This is a genomic window from Pseudarthrobacter sp. As-47 (genome assembly GCF_058215595.1).
This window is the reverse complement of sequence record NZ_CM177088.1, coordinates 2,130,959-2,148,668: the sequence shown is the minus strand read 5'-3', so window position 1 is coordinate 2,148,668 and position 17,710 is coordinate 2,130,959. Positions and strand designations below refer to the sequence as shown.

At 65.9% G+C, this 17,710-nt stretch carries 16 protein-coding genes; 3 read left to right on the top strand and 13 right to left on the bottom strand.

Annotated features, from left to right (window positions below):
- Nucleotides 1-9 precede the first annotated feature (9 nt).
- The 3 genes from zwf to pgl are packed head-to-tail and all read left to right on the top strand — an operon-like array spanning nt 10 to nt 3,315.
- Complete coding sequence (gene zwf / locus AC4BCK_RS09925; RefSeq protein ID WP_174174572.1) at nt 10-1,569, top strand: glucose-6-phosphate dehydrogenase; 1,560 nt, start codon at nt 10-12, stop codon at nt 1,567-1,569.
- Nucleotides 1,566-2,507, top strand: coding sequence for a glucose-6-phosphate dehydrogenase assembly protein OpcA (locus AC4BCK_RS09920; RefSeq protein WP_363935864.1), 942 nt, complete (start codon nt 1,566-1,568; stop codon nt 2,505-2,507). The genes zwf and AC4BCK_RS09920 overlap by 4 nt, the downstream gene beginning before the upstream one ends.
- A gap of 37 nt (nt 2,508-2,544) precedes the next feature.
- On the top strand, nt 2,545-3,315 hold the full coding sequence (gene pgl, locus AC4BCK_RS09915) for a 6-phosphogluconolactonase (protein WP_251420229.1): 771 nt from the start codon (nt 2,545-2,547) through the stop codon (nt 3,313-3,315).
- Here pgl and AC4BCK_RS09910 read toward each other — a convergent pair.
- The 13 genes from AC4BCK_RS09910 to uvrA form a co-directional block, all read right to left on the bottom strand.
- Complete coding sequence (locus AC4BCK_RS09910; protein WP_251420148.1) at nt 3,268-3,660, bottom strand: RNA polymerase-binding protein RbpA; 393 nt, start codon at nt 3,658-3,660, stop codon at nt 3,268-3,270. The two genes, pgl and AC4BCK_RS09910, sit on opposite strands and share 48 nt — an antisense overlap.
- Before the next feature lie 117 nt (nt 3,661-3,777).
- Entirely contained in the window at nt 3,778-4,035 is a 258-nt protein-coding gene (gene secG / locus AC4BCK_RS09905; protein ID WP_066275628.1) for a preprotein translocase subunit SecG, read from the bottom strand.
- A gap of 50 nt (nt 4,036-4,085) precedes the next feature.
- A complete protein-coding gene (gene tpiA / locus AC4BCK_RS09900) occupies nt 4,086-4,901 on the bottom strand; it encodes a triose-phosphate isomerase (RefSeq protein ID WP_490566874.1) in 816 nt (271 codons plus the stop codon).
- 115 nt (nt 4,902-5,016) lie between these two features.
- Nucleotides 5,017-6,243: a phosphoglycerate kinase gene (locus AC4BCK_RS09895; RefSeq protein ID WP_251420150.1), complete on the bottom strand. Its 1,227-nt coding sequence runs from the start codon at nt 6,241-6,243 to the stop codon at nt 5,017-5,019.
- A gap of 10 nt (nt 6,244-6,253) precedes the next feature.
- Nucleotides 6,254-7,264, bottom strand: a complete 1,011-nt coding sequence (gene gap, locus AC4BCK_RS09890; protein WP_104187307.1) for a type I glyceraldehyde-3-phosphate dehydrogenase — start codon at nt 7,262-7,264, stop codon at nt 6,254-6,256.
- A 262-nt stretch (nt 7,265-7,526) separates the two neighbouring features.
- Complete coding sequence (locus tag AC4BCK_RS09885) at nt 7,527-8,153, bottom strand: superoxide dismutase (RefSeq protein ID WP_066280635.1); 627 nt, start codon at nt 8,151-8,153, stop codon at nt 7,527-7,529.
- 99 nt (nt 8,154-8,252) lie between these two features.
- On the bottom strand, nt 8,253-9,233 hold the full coding sequence (gene whiA, locus AC4BCK_RS09880) for a DNA-binding protein WhiA (protein ID WP_015937022.1): 981 nt from the start codon (nt 9,231-9,233) through the stop codon (nt 8,253-8,255).
- A gap of 9 nt (nt 9,234-9,242) precedes the next feature.
- A complete protein-coding gene (locus AC4BCK_RS09875; protein WP_251420151.1) occupies nt 9,243-10,259 on the bottom strand; it encodes a gluconeogenesis factor YvcK family protein in 1,017 nt (338 codons plus the stop codon).
- Nucleotides 10,259-11,182, bottom strand: a complete 924-nt coding sequence (gene rapZ / locus AC4BCK_RS09870) for an RNase adapter RapZ (RefSeq protein WP_104187314.1) — start codon at nt 11,180-11,182, stop codon at nt 10,259-10,261. The genes AC4BCK_RS09875 and rapZ overlap by 1 nt, the downstream gene beginning before the upstream one ends.
- 90 nt (nt 11,183-11,272) lie before the next feature.
- A complete protein-coding gene (gene uvrC, locus AC4BCK_RS09865; protein ID WP_490566873.1) occupies nt 11,273-13,300 on the bottom strand; it encodes an excinuclease ABC subunit UvrC in 2,028 nt (675 codons plus the stop codon).
- Between the two features lie 30 nt (nt 13,301-13,330).
- Complete coding sequence (locus AC4BCK_RS09860; protein WP_174174589.1) at nt 13,331-13,999, bottom strand: lysophospholipid acyltransferase family protein; 669 nt, start codon at nt 13,997-13,999, stop codon at nt 13,331-13,333.
- Complete coding sequence (locus tag AC4BCK_RS09855) at nt 13,986-14,702, bottom strand: HAD family hydrolase (protein ID WP_366286333.1); 717 nt, start codon at nt 14,700-14,702, stop codon at nt 13,986-13,988. Before AC4BCK_RS09855 ends, AC4BCK_RS09860 begins: the two co-directional genes overlap by 14 nt.
- A gap of 69 nt (nt 14,703-14,771) precedes the next feature.
- Nucleotides 14,772-17,696, bottom strand: coding sequence for an excinuclease ABC subunit UvrA (gene uvrA, locus AC4BCK_RS09850; protein ID WP_174174592.1), 2,925 nt, complete (start codon nt 17,694-17,696; stop codon nt 14,772-14,774).
- Nucleotides 17,697-17,710 lie beyond the last annotated feature (14 nt).

Below are 17,710 nucleotides of genomic sequence, written 5' to 3'. Positions count from 1 at the left end.
AAAAGCACCATGCCAGAAACTGAATACGGCAGGAAGTCTGCTGGCCGTGGGCGGAATCCGCTCCGCGACCCGCGTGACCGCCGCCTGAACCGGATCGCCGGTCCGTCGTCGCTGGTCCTCTTCGGAGTGACCGGTGACCTTGCCCGCAAGAAACTCATGCCCGCCGTGTATGACCTCGCCAACCGTGGCCTGTTGCCCCCCAGCTTTGCCCTGGTGGGTTTTGCCCGGCGGCAGTGGGACAAGGAGGACTTCGCCGCCGAGGTGAAGGCCTCGGTGCAGGCTTACGCCCGCACCCCCTTTGATGAGGCAGTGTGGAACCAGCTCTCCGAGGGCATCAGGTTCGTGCAGGGAGAGTTCGACGACGACGACGCCTTCGAGCGGTTGGGTGAAGTCATCGATGAGCTTGATGAGCTGCGCGGCACCCGCGGGAACCACGCGTTCTATTTGTCGATCCCGCCCAAGGCCTTCGAGCAGGTCTGCCGGCAGCTGTCCAAGCACGGCCTGGCACAGGCTGAGGGTGACAAGTGGCGCCGCGTGGTGATCGAGAAGCCGTTCGGGCACGACCTTGAGTCCGCCCGGCAGCTTAATGACATCGTTGAATCGGTGTTCCCGCCGGACGCGGTGTTCCGGATCGACCACTACCTGGGCAAGGAGACGGTCCAGAACATCCTGGCGCTGCGTTTCGCGAACCAGCTGTTCGAGCCGTTGTGGAACGCGAACTACGTGGACCACGTGCAGATCACCATGGCCGAGGACATCGGCACGGGCGGCCGCGCCGGGTACTACGACGGCGTGGGCGCGGCCCGCGACGTGATCCAGAACCACCTGCTCCAGCTGCTGGCCCTGACGGCGATGGAGGAGCCCATCTCCTTCAACGCCGACGACCTGCGCGCGGAGAAGGAAAAGGTCCTTGCCGCCGTCAAGCTCCCTGATGACCTCTCCACGCACTCCGCGCGCGGGCAGTTCACCGGAGGCTGGCAGGGTGGCGAACAGGTCCAGGGCTACCTGGAGGAGGAAGGCATTCCTGCCGATTCCACCACCGAGACCTTTGCCGCTATCCGGGTGGACATCCACACCCGCCGCTGGTCCGGGGTCCCGTTCTACCTGCGCGCAGGCAAGCGCCTGGGCCGCCGCGTGACGGAAATCGCCGTCGTGTTCAAGCGGGCGCCCAACCTGTTGTTCCGCGACCACGCCGAGGACGACTTTGGTCAGAACGCCGTGGTGATCCGCGTCCAGCCGGACGAGGGCGTCACCATCCGGTTCGGTTCAAAGGTCCCGGGCACGCAGATGGAAGTCCGGGACGTGACCATGGACTTCGGCTACGGGCACTCGTTCACCGAGTCCAGCCCCGAGGCGTACGAACGGCTGATCCTGGACGTGCTCCTGGGCGAACCGCCGCTGTTCCCGCGGCACGAGGAAGTGGAGCTGTCCTGGAAGATCCTGGACCCGTTCGAGGAATACTGGGCCCAGCTGAACGAACAGCCCGAACCCTATGCCCCGGGCAGCTGGGGCCCCGCCTCGGCTGACGAGCTGCTGGCCCGCGACGGACGAACCTGGAGAAGGCCATGATTGTAGACCTGCCGGACACCACCACCTCAGCCGTTTCCAAGAAGATCATGTCCCTGCGTGAGCAGGGCGGCGTGATTGCCCTGGGCCGGGTACTCACCCTGGTGGTGGTCACCAAGTCCGGGCTTGAGGAAGAGGCCATCGAGGCCGCCAACGAGGCCAGCCGGGAACACCCCTGCCGGATTATTGTCCTGGCCGACGCCGGAGCTACGTCACCGGACCGCCTGGACGCGCAGATCCGTGTGGGCGGGGACGCCGGTGCCTCCGAGGTGATCGTACTGCGCGGCTACGGGCAGCTCTCGCACGAGAGCGAGTCCCTGGTGGCCGCGCTGCTGCTCCCGGACGCACCGATCGTGGCCTGGTGGCCGCACGGTGCTCCGGAGAACGCCTGCGAAACCTCCATCGGACGGATTGCCCACCGCCGCATCACCGACTCCGCGAACGAGCCTGATCCGCAGCGTGCCCTGGAGAACATCCGGTCCACCTACAAGGCCGGGGACACGGACCTCGCCTGGACGCGCCTGACCAACTGGCGGATCCAGCTTGCCGCGGTCCTGGACCAGGTGGACTCCTCCCCCGTGACGTCAGTCGCCGTGGAGGGTGCCTCTGATTCCCCGAGCACCATCCTCCTCGCGGCCTGGCTGACGCTCACCCTGGACGCGCCGGTGACCATCGTTGCCGACCCGGCAGGCACGGGCATCCGGCGCGTGCGGCTGACGCGGCCCGGCGGGGACATCCAGCTCTTCCGGCCCGGGTTGTCCGTGGCCGAGCTGACCCAGCCCGGCCAGCCGGCGCAGCGGATTTCGCTTCCGCGCCGCAGCCTGCGGGACTGCCTCGCGGAGGAGCTCCGCCGACTGGACCCCGACGAGGTGTTTGGGGAAGTGATTACTATTGGACTGCCACGTACAAATCTAAGGAGCGTCCGACCCAGTGAGCGTTGACCCAAGAGTAAGCATTCATCCTGATTCGTCCGTCCTGATGGCCGCCATTGCCGCCCGCCTGATCACCAAGCTTGTTGATGTGCAGGATAAGTTCGGCGAGGCCACCGTGGTGCTGACCGGCGGAACCGTGGGCATCGGCACGCTCAAGGCGGTTGCGGATTCTCCGGCGGCTCCGGCCGTCGACTGGTCAAAGGTGAATTTCTGGTGGGGCGACGAACGCTTCCTTCCCGCCGGGGACCCGGACCGGAACACCACCCAGGCGTTCGAGGCGCTGCTCTCGCACATCCCCGTGGACCCTGAGCGGATCCACGAGCCCGGATCCGCGGACGATTTCGGCGGCCCGGAAGAAGCGGCCGACGACTACGCCCGGAGGCTTCGGGAGGCTGCGGCGGCTGAGCACGCAGCGGACATGTCGGACGACCGGCCCGAAGAACCCGCTGCCCTCCCCCGGCTGGACGTTGTCCTGCTGGGCGTGGGCCCGGACGCGCATATCGCATCGCTGTTCCCTGAGCAGGCGGGCGTTCGTGAAAAGGAACGCACGGTGGTGGGTGTCCGGAATTCACCCAAGCCGCCGCCGCTGCGGGTGTCCCTGACGCTGCCGGCCATCAATACCGCTTCTGAGGTGTGGATGGTGGTGGCAGGAGAGGACAAGGCCGGTGCGGTAGGGCTGGCCCTGGCGGGCGCCAACCCGGTGCAGGTCCCGGCAGCAGGACCGCGGGGTACGTCCCGGACCCTGTGGCTTATTGACGAGAACGCCGCGTCACGTGTCCCGCAGCAGCTCGTCCGCAAGGACGCCGCGGGCGCGTAGTTTTTCCAGCGCTCCGGCCAGGACGTCTTCGGCGTCCTGGCCGGAGCGCCGTTCTTTAACGTATTCGAGGTGTGTCTTGTAGCCGTCGTCCATGGCATCCGCTGCTGCCGCGGCCTGCCCGTCCCGTGATGCTGCGGCACCACAGCGCCGGCAGTCCCACACCAGCGGAATCTGGTCTTCCGGGAGCTTGACGAAGACCGGCTTTGTCTCGTGCCCCTTGGCGCACCAATAAGAGACCTGGATACGGGGCAGCGCCTTGCCGTGATCCTCGGACTCGAAGCTGAAACCCGTCCCTTCCGTGACGCCCGCGCGGGTGCCGCGGAAGCCTGATGCCGGATGAATCATCGGGGACTCCTGCCTGCGTAAACAGAAACTGTGGCTGTCGGGAACCGACAGCCACAGTTTAGTTCTCTGATCCGCGCGGCGGCAGTGCCCGTGCGTTGCCTTTTCCCCTGCCAGGGGTCAGGAGTCGCCTCCGCCGCTGAAGCGCATGATCAGGCCCAGGGCGATGATGACCATTCCCCAGGTGACGCCTAGGACGACAGTGAACCTGTTCAGGTTGCGTTCGGCCACGCCGGAGGAGCTGAGGCCGGAGCTCATGCCGCCGCCGAACATGTCCGACATCCCGCCGCCCCGTCCCTTGTGAAGGAGGATGAGCAGCGTCAGCAGGAGGCTGGTGATGCCCAGGAGGATCTGCAGAATGACATGAAGAACGTCCACGACGGCCTTTCAGGAAGTTGGAATTGCGGGAGTGTGCGCGGCGGGACGGACTAGTCCGTCACCAGGTGACTCTCGAACCTGACAATATTAGCAAACTCGGCCGGATCGAGGCTCGCCCCGCCCACCAGCAGGCCGTCAACGTCGCGTTCCCTGAGGATCGCGGCCGCGTTGTTGGCCTTGACCGAGCCGCCGTAGAGCAGGCGGGTCTTCGCGGCTGTTTCCGCTCCGAACAGCTCCCCGAGCTCGGCGCGGATTGCCGCACACATTTCCTGCGCGTCTTCCGGGCCCGCTACTTCACCGGTGCCGATGGCCCAGACGGGTTCGTACGCGACGACGAGCTCAGCCGCCTGGTCGCCGGTCAGCCCGGCCACGCCGGCACGCAACTGCTCCAGGGTGTGGTTGACGTGGGTTCCTGCCTGGCGGATCTCCAGGCCTTCGCCAACGCAGAGCACCGGCGTGACGCCGTGCTTGAAGGCGGCCTTGACCTTGGCGTTGAGGACGTCGTCGGATTCGTTGTGGATGGTGCGGCGTTCGCTGTGGCCCACCAGGACGTACTTGCAGCCGAGCTTGTTCAGGAACTGGCCGGAGATGTCGCCGGTGTAGGCGCCGGAGTCGAACTGTGAGAGGTCCTGCCCGCCGTAGGCGATGTCCAGGTCGTCTCCCTGGACAAGGGTCTGGACGCCGCGGAGATCCGTGAACGGCGGGAAGACGGCAACCTCAACCCGGCTGTAGTCGTGCTTGGCGTCGGAAAGGGTCCAGGCAAGTTTCTGCAGCAGGGTGATGCCCTGCACGTGGTCCATGTTCATCTTCCAGTTGCCCGCGATGAATGGCTTGCGGTCGAAAGCGCCGTTCGTTGACGTTGTCACGTGTTCTCCAAAAGTTCTTGATAAGTGTTCGGCCGGCAGGCTGCCGTGGGCAACCTGCCGGCCGGAGGGACTGAAGGGTCAGGTACTGCTGCCGGAGGGAACCACCGGGCAGGCCCTACCGGTCCAGGACGCTGAGCCCCGGCAGTTCCTTGCCTTCGAGGTATTCCAGGCTGGCACCGCCGCCGGTGGAAATATGGCCGAACTGGTCGTCGGCAAACCCGAGCGTGCGGACCGCAGCGGCAGAGTCTCCGCCGCCGACCACAGTGAACGCTTCGGTTTCGGTGAGGGCCTGGGCGATGGCGCGGGTGCCGGCGGAGAAGGCTTCGAACTCGAAGACACCCATCGGGCCGTTCCAGAACACCGTCCTGGCCCCCTTGATCCGCTCGGCGAATGCTGCCGCCGAGTCCGGTCCAATGTCCAGCCCGATGCCCTGGGCACCGAAACTGCTGCCCTCGATGTTGTCCGCAGGGACGGTCTCGTGGGCGGCGTCTGCCGCGAACTTCTCCGCCACCACGACGTCCGTGGGCACGACGAACTCCGTGCCGGCGTCCGCTGCCCGCTTGAGGTAATCCTGGACCACGGGAATCTGGTCCTCCTCGAGCAGGCTGGAAGCCACTTTGTGCCCTGCTGCGGCGAGGAACGTGAAGAGCATTCCGCCGCCCACCAGGATGGTGTCAGCCTTGCCCAGCAGGTTGTCGATGACAGCCAGCTTGTCCGAGACCTTGGAGCCGCCGAGCACCACCACGTAGGGGCGCTGGGTGTCCGTGGTGAGCTTCCGCAGGACTTCCACCTCGGTGTGCACAAGGTCGCCGAGGTAGGACGGAAGCCGGGTGGCGACGTCGTACACGCTCGCGTGCTTGCGGTGCACGGCTCCGAAGGCGTCGTCCACGTAGGCGCCGTTTTCACCGGTCAGGGCCACCAGCTCGTCAGCGAAGGCGCCGCGCTCGGCGTCGTCCTTGCTGGTTTCGCGGGGATCGAACCGGACGTTCTCGAGGACAAGGACCTCGCCGTCCCGCAGGGACGCTGCTGCCTCCCTGGCGGCGCTGCCGACGGTGTCGGCGGCGAGGGTGACCTTGAAGCCGGCCAGTTCAGCCAGGCGGCTTACTGCGGGCCGAAGGGAGTATTTCTCCTCTGGAGCGCCCTTGGGGCGTCCGAGGTGGGCTGTTACCAGCACGCGGGCACCGGCGTCCGTGAGCTTTGACAGCACTGGCAGTGAGGCCTTGATGCGGCCGTCGTCAGTGACTGTAGAGCCGTCGAGCGGCACATTCAGGTCACTTCGAACCAGAATGTACCGCCCGCGGACACCTTCAGCGATGAGTTCGTTGAGGGTGTTTGATGTCATGTGTCTAACCCTAGCCCAGCTTGGCTGCGACAAGCTCCGTGAGGTCGACGAGGCGGTTGGAGTAGCCCCATTCGTTGTCATACCAGGAAACAACCTTGACCTGGTTGCCGATCACCTTGGTCAGGCCGGAGTCGAAGATGGACGAAGCCGGGTCGCCGACGATGTCGCTGGAAACGATGGGCTCGTCGGTGTAGGTCAGGAAACCCTGCAGTTCCTCGGACTCGGCAGCGCGCTTGAGGGCGGCGTTGACTTCCTCCACGGTGGTCTCGCGGGAGACCGTGACCGTCAGGTCGGTGGCGGAGCCGGTGGGCACGGGAACGCGGATGGCGTAGCCGTCCAGCTTGCCCTTGAGTTCGGGCAGCACCAGGCCGATGGCCTTGGCGGCACCGGTGGACGTGGGCACCATGTTGATGGCGGCGGCGCGGGCGCGGCGCAGGTCCTTGTGCGGGCCGTCCTGCAGGTTCTGGTCGGCGGTGTAGGCGTGGACCGTGGTCATGAGGCCGCGCTCGATGCCGAACTCGTCGTTGACCACCTTGGCCAGCGGGCCGAGGCAGTTGGTGGTGCAGGAAGCGTTGGAGATGATGTGGTGCGTGGCGTTGTCATACAGGTTGTGGTTCACGCCCATCACAATGGTGATGTCCTCGTCAGAGGCAGGAGCGGAAATCAGGACCTTCTTGGCGCCGGCATCGATGTGCTTCTGGGCGTCGGCGGCCTTGGTGAAGAAGCCGGTGGATTCGATCACGATGTCCACGCCCAGCTCGCCCCACGGAAGGTTGGCGGGGTCACGCTCGGCGAGGACCTTGACGACGGTGCCGTTGACGACGATGTTGCCGTCCTTGACCTCGATGGTTTCCTTCAGGCGGCCGCCGACGGAGTCGTACTTGAAGAGGTGTGCGAGTGCTTCGGGGCTGGTGAGGTCGTTGACTGCAACGATCTCCAGGTCCGCGCCCTGTGCGAGTGCTGCGCGGAAGTAGTTGCGGCCAATACGGCCAAAGCCGTTGATACCAATACGGGTCGTCACTTGTTCAGTCTCCTTGGTGCTTTCAGAAGCACAACTAGTTGAGCGGGCTATCAAGCCAACTAACAGATCCCGCACGCCATTGGGCAGAGATGATTTACATACGGAGGGCGACCAGCCTCATTGCTGAAGGCTAACCGCCTTCCGTGACCTATCTTACGTTTAACTGGGTCCGCCCCCGCAAGTGCGGGGGCGGACCGTCCACATCCCGGCCTTTATATGTCCGAATTGTGAAGTTTGTTACACCGTGGTGCGGTACACCTCACTACGGAAGCGTGATGAGACCCGTGGCGCTGGTGCGGGCAGCCTCGAAGCGCTTTGCGACGTCGGCCCAGTTGACGATGTTCCAGAACGCCTTGACGTAGTCGGCCTTCACGTTGACGTAGTCCAGGTAGAAGGCGTGCTCCCACATGTCCAGCATCAGCAGCGGGGTGGTGCCGAGCGCAACGTTGCCCTGCTGGTCGTAGAGCTGCTCGATGACCAGGTTGCCGCCGATGGGCTCGTAGGCGAGGAAGCCCCAGCCGGAACCCTGCAGGCCAAGTGCAGCCGCGGAGAACTGGGCACGGAAGGCGTCGAAGGAGCCGAAGGCGTCATCGATGGCCGCTGCGAGTTCACCCTCGGGCTTGTCGCCGCCGTCCGGGGAGAGGTTGTTCCAGAACACCGAGTGGTTGACGTGCCCGCCGGTGTGGAATGCCAGGTCCTTGGAGAGCCGGTTGATGTTGGCGAAGTCGCCCTTCTCCCGGGCTTCCGCCAGCTGGGCCAGGGCGTTGTTGGCCCCGGCCACGTAGGCTGCGTGGTGCTTGCTGTGGTGCAGCTCCATGATGCGCGCGGAAATGTGCGGCTCCAGGGCGGCGTAGTCGTAGCTGAGTTCGGGCAATACGTACTCGGTCACAAAATCCTCCAATATCGTGGACATTCGGTCCGGTTGGTAACTCTCGGATTATGCATCCGGGCGGCTGGCGCCCGGAATCTTTTTGATTCTATGGGGCTGTCACTCATCCAGCATTTCAGGCGTCACATTGGCGTCCGTCCCCGGGATGCCGAGGTCGAGGGCGCGCTTGTCGGCCATGGCCAGCAGCCGGCGGATTCGGCCGGCAATGGCGTCCTTGGTCATGACCGGGTCCGCGAGCCGTCCCAGCTCATCCAGGCTGGCCTGCTTGTGCGCCACCCGGAGTTCGCCGGCGTACTTCAGGTGGTCCGGAACGTCGTCGCCGAGGATCTCAAGCGCCCTGTCCACGCGGGCTCCCGCCGCCACGGCCGCCTGGGCGGAGCGGCGCAGGTTGGCGTCGTCGAAGTTGGCCAGGCGGTTGGCGGTGGCCCGGACCTCCTTGCGCATCCGCCGTTCCTCCCACACCATCAGCGCATCATGGGCGCCCATCCGGGTAAGGAGGGCGGCGATGGTGTCGCCGTCGCGGATGACCACCCGGTCCACGCCGCGGACTTCGCGGGCCTTCGCCTGGATATCCAGCCGGCGTGCAGCGCCCACGAGCGCCAGTGCGGACTCCGGCCCCGGGCAGGTGACCTCAAGGGAGGAGGAACGCCCGGGTTCCGTCAGCGAACCGTGCGCCAGGAAGGCGCCGCGCCAGACGGCTTCGGCGTCCGCGGCGGAACCGTTGACGACGGCGGACGGCAGCCCGCGCACGGGGCGTCCGCGGCCGTCGAGGAGGCCTGTCTGGCGGGCCAGCGCCTCGCCGTCGCGGACCACCCGGACCACGTAGCGGCTGGCCCGGCGCAGTCCCCCGGCGGAGACCACGATGATTTCGCTCTGGTGTCCGTAGACTTCGGCGATGGCTGCCCGCAGGCGCCGCGCCGTGGAGGCGAGGTCCACTTCCGCCTCGATGACGATGCGGCCGGAAATGATGTGCAGCCCGCCTGCAAAACGGAGCATGGCGGAAACCTCGGCCTTGCGCACTGATGACTTTTTGATGTCCAGACGGGACAGTTCTTCTTTGACCGATGCTGTCAGTGCCATGGCACCTTCCTAACTGTTCCCAAAAATGTCCTGGTACGCCGTCGCCAGACGCAAGGGGTCGTGGACGGGACGGCGGCCCGACGCCCCTACTTTACCCAAGACCACCTCGGCACCGATCATCGCGGCGGCTTTCTCGAACTCCTGCCGGTCCGGGACGGAGGCGGGATCGGCAAGGACCACGTCCACGCTGAACCCGGGAGCGTAGCGCCGCAGCACGTCCAGGTGGTCGGCGGCGGTCATGCCCATTGTTTCCTTGGTGTCCGTAGCCAGGTTCATGGTCAGGCAGCGCTTGGCAGGTGTCTGGCACAGTGCCTGGCGCATCTCGGGCAGGAGGAGGTGCGGGAGCACGGAGGTGTACCAGGAGCCGGGGCCCAGGATCACCCAGTCCGCGAGCTCGATGGCCGTGAGGGCTTCGACGCAGGCCGGGGCTGCCTCGGGCAGGAGCCGCACCTGCTCCAGGGATCCTGCCACGGCACAGCGGGCCTGCCCCCGGATGGTCTGGAGGGCGGTGCCGCCGTCCGGGGCGTTGACGCGCACATCCCCCTCGATGGTGAGCGGCACGGTGGACATGGGCAAGACCTGGCCGCGTGCCCCCAGCAGCGCGCCCGCCCACCTGAGCCCGGCGACGGCGTCGCCCAGCAACTCCCAGAGGGTCACAATGAGGAGGTTTCCCATGGCATGTTCGTCCAGGGATCCGCCCGGGCCCCTGCCGGGACGGAAGCGGTGCTGCATGACGTCCCGCCAGGTGCGTCCCCAGTCCGTGTCATCGCACAGCGCGGAGAGCGCCATCCGCAGGTCGCCAGGCGGAAGGACGCCGTACTCTTCGCGCAGGCGCCCGGAGGATCCGCCGTCGTCCGCTACTGTCACCACGGCCGTCAGGTCGGAGGTGAGCAGGCGCAGGGCGGAGAGTGAGGCGGACAGGCCGTGGCCGCCGCCCAGGGCAACAACGTTGGGCCCCTTGTCATGCTGGCCCGCTGCGGACCCCGCGGGCGGGACCAGCGGCAGGGCGCCGGTGAACAGCGACATTACTCCCGGCCCAGATCCCGGTGGGTGGTGGTCACCGTGACCCTGGGGTACTGCGCCAGCTTCTTGGATAGCTCGACGGCGACCGCCACCGAGCGGTGCTTGCCGCCCGTGCAGCCCACCGCGATGGTGGCGTAGTGCTTGTTCTCGCGGCGGTAGCCGTCCAGGACAGGCTCCAGTGCCATGACGTAGCGGTCCACGAAGTTCTTGACGCCCTCGGCCTCAAGCACGTAGTCGCTGACGTCCTTGTCCAGGCCGGTGTGCGGGCGCAGTTGGGGCACCCAGTGAGGGTTGGGGATGAACCTGACGTCGGCCACGTAGTTGGCGTCCACGGGCAGGCCGTACTTGAAGCCGAAGCTCATGACGTTCAGGCGCAGGGCTACGGGGCCGGTTTCGCTGAACAGTTCGGTGATGGCCGTGGCCAGGCCGTGCACGTTGTAGCCGGAAGTATCCAGCACGACGTCGGAGCTGTCGCGGAGTTCCTGCAGCAGCTCACGTTCCGCAGCGATTCCGTCCAGGATCCGGCCGCCGCCCTGCAGCGGGTGCGGCCGGCGTCCCTGTTCGAACCTTCGGACCAGGACGTTGTCGCTGGCGTCGAGGAAGAGCACGCGGAAGGTGACACCGCTGGCGGCCAGGGCTCCCAGCGCTGCGCGGATATCCGCGAACAGGCCCTTGCTGCGGACGTCGATGACCACTGCGAGCCGCGGAATGGACTGCGGGGCGTGGGACACCAGCTCCGCCAGGGTCCCCAGCATCTGCGGCGGCAGGTTTTCCACGACGTACCAGCCGTGGTCCTCGAGGGCGTCAGCGGCGGTGCTCCGCCCGGCGCCGGACATTCCGGTGACTACCAGCAGCTCCGCTTCGAGGGGCTTGACGGGCTGCAGCCCGTCCTCCCCGGCTCCGGATTCCGCCGTCGTGTCTGCCATTAAGTCCGCCCCGTTTCTGTTGTTGTCCCGCAGGCTGCCGCGTTGGCGGAAACCCCGTTCTTTACCCTAGCCAAGTTTCTTCGAAGTCCGCTAAGTTTCGATCACTTCGCCGGTGGTCATATTGATGGCCGGCACCGGAGCCGCTCCGGCACCGTCCGGGGCGAAGTGGTTGACGATCGCGCTGGCCAGGGCCGGCCCGATGCCTTTCGCCTGCGACAGCTCCGCGGCCGAGGCGGCCTTGACGCCCTTGACCGAACCGAAGTGGGCCAGCAGTGCCTTGCGCTTGGACGCGCCAAGGCCAGGCACCCCGTCCAGGGCGGAAACGGTCATCGCTTTCCCCCGCTTTTGCCGGTGGAAGGAGATGGCGAACCGGTGCGCCTCGTCCCGGATCCGCTGCAGCAGGTACAGCCCCTGCGATGTCCTGGGCAGGATCACCGGGAAGTCACTGTCCGGCAGCCATACTTCCTCCAGGCGCTTGGCAAGGCCCACCACATAGACGTCCTCGATGCCCAGGTCCGAGAGGGCGCGGGCTGCAGCGTTGACCTGCGGCTTGCCGCCGTCCACCACCACCAGGTTGGGCGGATAGGCGAACTTTGCCCGCGGCGCCGGCGTGGTGGTGTCCAGCGAGCTGTCCTGTCCCTGCGCGGGTTCCTGCCCCTGGTCCTGCTCCAGGTCCGGCCCGTCAGCGGACAGGGCGGCCTCATCCACCTGCGCCGACTTGTCCTGGAGGTAGTGGCGGAACCGGCGCGTCAGAACATCGTGCATGGCTGCGGTATCGTCCGCTGCGGCGGGTCCGGTGACCGAGAACTTCCGGTAGTCGGATTTCTTGGGCAGTCCGTCTTCCACGACCACCATGGAGGCCACCACGTTGGTTCCCTGCACGTGCGAGACGTCGAAGCATTCGATCCGCAGGAGCGGGACTGGAAGGTCAAGCGCCTCCTGCAGCTCCTGGAGTGCCTGGGACCTCACGGTCAGGTCCCCGGCGCGCCGTGTCTTGTGGAGTTTCAGGGCGTGTTCGGCGTTCTCCCTGACCGTGGACAGCAGGGTTGCCTTGTCCCCCCGCTGGGGCACGCGGATGTCAACCTTTGCACCCCGGAGTCCGCTGAGCCACTGCGCCAGCTCGTCGGCGTTGCTTGGGGTGACGGGAACCAGGACCTCCCGGGGCAGCCTCCCATGGCTGTCGCCGTCTTCACCGTAAACCTGCTGCAGCAGATGCTCCACAAGGTCCGGGGTGGTGGAATCCTCCACCTTTTCAACCACCCAGCCCCGCTGGCCGCGGATCCGGCCGCCGCGGACGTGGAACACCTGGACGGCGGCTTCGAGTTCGTCCTCGTGCAGGGCGAAGATATCGGCGTCCGTCTCGTCTGCGAGGACAACGGCGTTGCGCTCAAAGACCTTGCGCAGGGCGCTGATGTCATCGCGGACCCGGGCGGCGCGCTCGTAGTCAAGCTCGGCCACGGCTTCGGCCATCTGCTTTTCCAGCTTGACGATGAAGCGTTTGGCCTCCCCGCCCATGAACGCGCAGAAATCCTCGGCCAGGGCACGGTGGTCCGGCGGGGAAATCCGGCCCACGCAGGGGGCTGAACACTTGTCGATGTAGCCCAGGAGGCACGGCCGGCCGCTGGCTTCCGCGCGCTTGAACACCCCGGCGCTGCAGCTCCGCACCGGAAAGACGCGGAGCAGGGTGTCCATGGTCTCGCGGATGGCACCGGCCGTGTAGGGGCCGAAGTAGCGGGTGCCCTTTCGCTTGTCGCCGCGCATCACCTGGACGCGTGGATACTTCTCGTTCAGGGTCACGGCCAGGTAGGGGTAGGTTTTGTCGTCCCGGAAGACCACGTTGAAGCGCGGCTTGAATTCCTTGATCCAGGTGTATTCCAGCTGCAGCGACTCTAGCTCGCTGCCCACCACAGTCCATTCGACGCTGCTGGCCGCGTGGACCATGGCGTAGGTCTTGGGCAGCAGCCCGGCGGGGTTGGCGAAATAGGAGTTCAGGCGGGAGCGCAGGCTTTTCGCCTTTCCCACGTAGATGACCCGGCCGTGCTGGTCGCGGAACCGGTACACCCCGGGGTTGGTGGGAATTTCACCCGTCTTCGGCCTGTAACTTGCTGGATTTGCCACCTATACAGTCTACTGAGGCGCCGGCAGGACTTATTCCACGGTCTTGCTCTGGTTGTAGCTGGTGGACCGTTCCTGGCCGCTGAGCTCGGCGATGGCGTCCATGATGCGGTCCGTCACTTCGCGGCGGGCCGGCAGCGAATGGTCGGGGCCGGTCTTATCGAAGTACAGCGGCTCCCCCACCTTCATGGTGAAGTGCTGGGGCCGCACGCCGCTTTCACCCGCGCGCTGGAGGTTCTCGGTTCCGATCAGGCCAACAGGGATGACCGGCGCGCCGGTGGTCAGGGCAAGCCAGCCCACGCCGGTGCGGCCGCGGTAGAGGATGCCGTCCCGGGAGCGCGTGCCTTCGGGGTAAATGCCGATGCCCTTGCCGGATTCCAGGATGTCCAGCAGCGTCTTGAGCGCCTGCACGCTGGCTGCCTGTTCGCCACGTTCCACGGGGATGGAGCCGACGGACTCGAAGAAGGCTTTCATGACCTTGCCCTTGACGCCGCCGGTGGTGAAGTATTCGGCTTTGGCGAAGAACGCGACGGGCCGGGGCATCAATGCCTGGACAATGACGCTGTCGAAGAATGAAAGGTGGTTGGGGGCCACGATGAACGGCCCGTCGGTTGGGACGTTTTCAAGTCCGACGACGGTGGGCCGGCAGGTGCCTGAGATCAGGCTGCGGGTGGTCCAGCGTACGGCATCAAACATTGCCATCGTTGGTCACCCCGCTCATGGCAGCCGCGTGGACAGCCTGCATCCGTCCGATCAGTTCCGCGAGGCCTTCCGCAGTTTCCACGATGGCCACGGCACCTGCCTCTTCCAGTTCGCCGTCCGGGGCGAATCCCCACGCCACTCCGATGCAGTCCAGGCCGTTGGCGATGGCACCGGAAACGTCCTGCGCCCGGTCCCCCACCATGACGGCATGCCGCGTGTCCAGGTCCCTGAGTGCGGCGGCGATGATTTCGGTCTTGCCCAGGGGGATCCCCTGCACGGCGCTCTCGTCATCCGCGGAACCGTGGATGCCGTGGAAAAGCCCGTCCACGCCATGGTGCTCCAGTACCGTGCGGGCCAGGCGCTGCGGTTTCTGGGTGGCAACAGCCACCGGCAGCCCGGCTGCGGCGAAGGCTTCCAGGACTTCGCGGACGCCCGGGTAGATGCGGCTCTGCGCGATTCCGGTGGCAACGTAGTACTCGCGGTAGAGACGGATGACCTCATCCAGCAGGTCCGCCGGCACCTGTGCCACGTTCAGCAGGGCATCACTGAGCTTCGGCCCGATCATCGAGTGGAGCAGGTCCTGGCCGGGAACCGGCAGGCCCACGGCACGCAGTGCCGAGGCAATTCCGTCTGTTATCCCACCGGCCGGATCGACAAGAGTGCCGTCCAGGTCAAAGATCACGGGCACTGTTGTTTGAGTCACCGGGTTAGTTTCTCACGACAGCACTCATGCCTGAAACTCGCATACGCGGAACGGAATACTTGTGCGGTCCTACTCCAGGATTTCGGCCAGGAAAGCAGCAGTGTGGCTGGTGGTGGACTTGGCAACCTGCTCCGGTGTTCCCGACGCAACCACCTGGCCGCCGCCGGAACCGCCGTCAGGGCCCAGGTCCACGATCCAGTCCGCGCTTTTGATGACGTCCAGGTTGTGTTCGATGGTGATCACGGTGTTGCCCTTGTCCACCAGCCCCTGGAGGACCATCAGCAGCTTGCGGATGTCCTCGAAGTGGAGCCCGGTGGTGGGCTCGTCCAGTACGTACACACTGCGTCCGTTGGAGCGCTTCTGCAGCTCCGCGGCCAGCTTGACGCGCTGGGCCTCGCCGCCGGAGAGCGTGGTGGCGGGCTGGCCCAGCCGGACATAGCCCAGCCCCACGTCCACCAGCGTGTTGAGGTGCCGTGCGATCGGCGAGAAGGCAGCGAAGAACTCCGCCCCCTCCTCGATGGGCATGTTCAGGACGTCCGCGATGGTCTTGCCCTTGTAATGCACCTCAAGGGTTTCCCGGTTGTAACGCGCACCATGGCACACCTCGCACGGGACGTAGACGTCCGGCAGGAAGTTCATTTCGATTTTCAGGGTGCCGTCACCGGAGCAGGCCTCGCAGCGGCCACCCTTGACGTTGAACGAGAACCTGCCGGGAAGGTAGCCGCGCACCTTGGCTTCGGTGGTTTCGGCAAAGAGCTTCCGGATGTTGTCGAAGACGCCCGTGTACGTGGCGGGGTTGGAGCGCGGGGTGCGGCCGATGGGGCTCTGGTCCACATGGACAACCTTGTCCAGGTGTTCGAGGCCCTGGACAGTCTTGTGCCGGCCAGCCACCTGCTTGGCGCCGTTGAGCTTGTTGGCCAGGACCTTGTACAGGATTTCGTTGACCAGGGTGGACTTGCCCGAGCCGCTCACCCCGGTAACAGCGGTGAAGAGGCCCAGCGGGAAGGCGGCGTCCACATTCACGAGGTTGTTCTCCCGCGCCCCCACAACCTTCAGCTCCCGCTTCTTGTCGTACTTGCGGCGCTTTTTGGGGACTTCGATCGATTTGCGGCCGGACAGGTAGTCTCCGGTCAGCGACGCAGTGTTGTCCAGCAGCTCCTTATAGGAGCCGGAGTGGACCACCTGGCCGCCGTGCTCCCCCGCACCGGGCCCGATGTCCACAATCCAGTCGGCAACATGGATGGTGTCTTCGTCGTGTTCAACGACGATCAGCGTGTTTCCCATGTCCCGCAGACGGGTGAGGGTGTCAATCAGCCGACGGTTGTCCCGCTGGTGCAGGCCGATGGACGGCTCATCCAGCACATAGAGGACTCCCACCAGGCCGGAACCTATCTGGGTGGCCAGGCGGATGCGCTGCGCCTCGCCGCCGGAAAGCGTCGCGGACGGACGTTCCAGGTTCAGGTATTCAAGGCCAACATCCAGCAGGAACGTCAGGCGCGCCTGGATCTCCTTGAGCACCTGGTGGGCGATCTGCGCTTCGCGGCCGGTCAGCACCAGGTTGTTCAGGAAGTCGGCGCAGTCGCGCATGGGAAGGGCGGCGACGTCGGCAATCGACTTGCCGTTGATCAGCACGGACAACGACGCCGGGTTGAGCCGGGCACCGTTGCAGGCGGGGCAGGGAACCTGGCGCATGTACTCTTCGTAGCGGTCGCGGGCCCAGTCCGAGTCCGTCTCGCCGTGCTTGCGGTGGACGTACTGGATGGCGCCTTCGAACCCGGTGCTGTATTTGCGTTCCCGGCCAAAGCGGTTCCGGTACTGCACCACCACTTTGTGGTCCTTGCCGTGCAGGACGGTCTGGCGGACGTCCTTGCCCAGTTTCTCCCACGGGGTGTCCATGGAGAAGCCGAGCTCCTTGGCCAGGCCCTCCAGCAGCCTGTTCCAGTACTCCGTGGTGGCCGTGCCCAGCGACCACGGTGCGATGGCGCCCTCGCCCAGGGAGAGTTCCGGGTTGGGAACGATCAGTTCCTCGTCCACTTCCAGCTTTGTGCCGATGCCGCTGCAGGCCGCGCAGGCGCCGAAGGGGTTGTTGAACGAGAAGGAGCGGGGCTCAATCTCGTCGATGGCAAGGGGGTGTTCGTTGGGGCAGGCCAGGTTTTCGGAGAAAGCCCGCAGCCGGCCGGGATCGTCTGCCTCAAGGTCCACGAACTCTGCCAGGACGCGGCCCTCGGCCAGGCCCAGGGCCGTCTCGATGGAGTCCGTGAGCCGCTGGCTGATGCCTTCCTTGACCACCAGGCGGTCCACGACCACCTCGATGGTGTGCTTGAACTGCTTACCGAGCTTGGGCGGATCGCTCAGCTGCACCAGGTTTCCGTCCACCCGTGCGCGGGAGTAGCCCTTGGCGGTCAGTTCCTTGAAAAGATCGACAAACTCGCCCTTGCGTCCGCGCACCACGGGAGCAAGAACCTGGAAGCGGGTGCCCTCGTCAAGCTCCAGCAGCTGGTCCACGATCTGCTGGGGCGTCTGCTTGGCCACGGGCTCGCCGCACACGGGGCAGTGGGGACGGCCAACACGGGCCCAGAGAAGGCGCATGTAGTCGTAGATTTCGGTGATGGTGCCCACCGTGGAGCGGGGGTTCTTGCTGGTGGACTTCTGGTCGATGGAGACTGCCGGCGACAACCCCTCGATGAAATCGACGTCGGGCTTGTCCACCTGGCCCAGGAACTGGCGGGCGTAGGCGGACAGCGATTCGACGTAGCGCCGCTGGCCCTCCGCGAAGATGGTGTCAAAGGCAAGGGAGGATTTCCCGGATCCGGAGAGCCCGGTGAAGACGATCATGGCGTCCCGGGGCAGATCGAGGTCCACGTTGCGGAGGTTGTGCTCGCGGGCGCCCTTCACCACAAGGCGGGAGAGGTCCGGGCGCTGCGGGGCAGCCGCAGGGGGGACAGTTAATGCAGTGGAGGGGGCGGAGGTTTCTTCAGCTACGGCTTTAGGCACCCCATAATGCTAAT

Coding starts and splice junctions, on each gene's coding strand:
- pgl (WP_251420229.1), top strand. CDS start 2,545: ATGGCCGCCATTGCCGCCCGCCTGATCACCAAGCTTGTTGATGTGCAG.
- AC4BCK_RS09910 (WP_251420148.1), bottom strand. CDS start 3,660: ATGATTCATCCGGCATCAGGCTTCCGCGGCACCCGCGCGGGCGTCACG.
- whiA (WP_015937022.1), bottom strand. CDS start 9,233: ATGGCACTGACAGCATCGGTCAAAGAAGAACTGTCCCGTCTGGACATC.
- AC4BCK_RS09860 (WP_174174589.1), bottom strand. CDS start 13,999: ATGGCAATGTTTGATGCCGTACGCTGGACCACCCGCAGCCTGATCTCA.
- zwf (WP_174174572.1), top strand. CDS start 10: ATGCCAGAAACTGAATACGGCAGGAAGTCTGCTGGCCGTGGGCGGAAT.
- AC4BCK_RS09875 (WP_251420151.1), bottom strand. CDS start 10,259: ATGTCGCTGTTCACCGGCGCCCTGCCGCTGGTCCCGCCCGCGGGGTCC.
- AC4BCK_RS09920 (WP_363935864.1), top strand. CDS start 1,566: ATGATTGTAGACCTGCCGGACACCACCACCTCAGCCGTTTCCAAGAAG.
- AC4BCK_RS09895 (WP_251420150.1), bottom strand. CDS start 6,243: ATGACATCAAACACCCTCAACGAACTCATCGCTGAAGGTGTCCGCGGG.
- rapZ (WP_104187314.1), bottom strand. CDS start 11,182: ATGGCAGACACGACGGCGGAATCCGGAGCCGGGGAGGACGGGCTGCAG.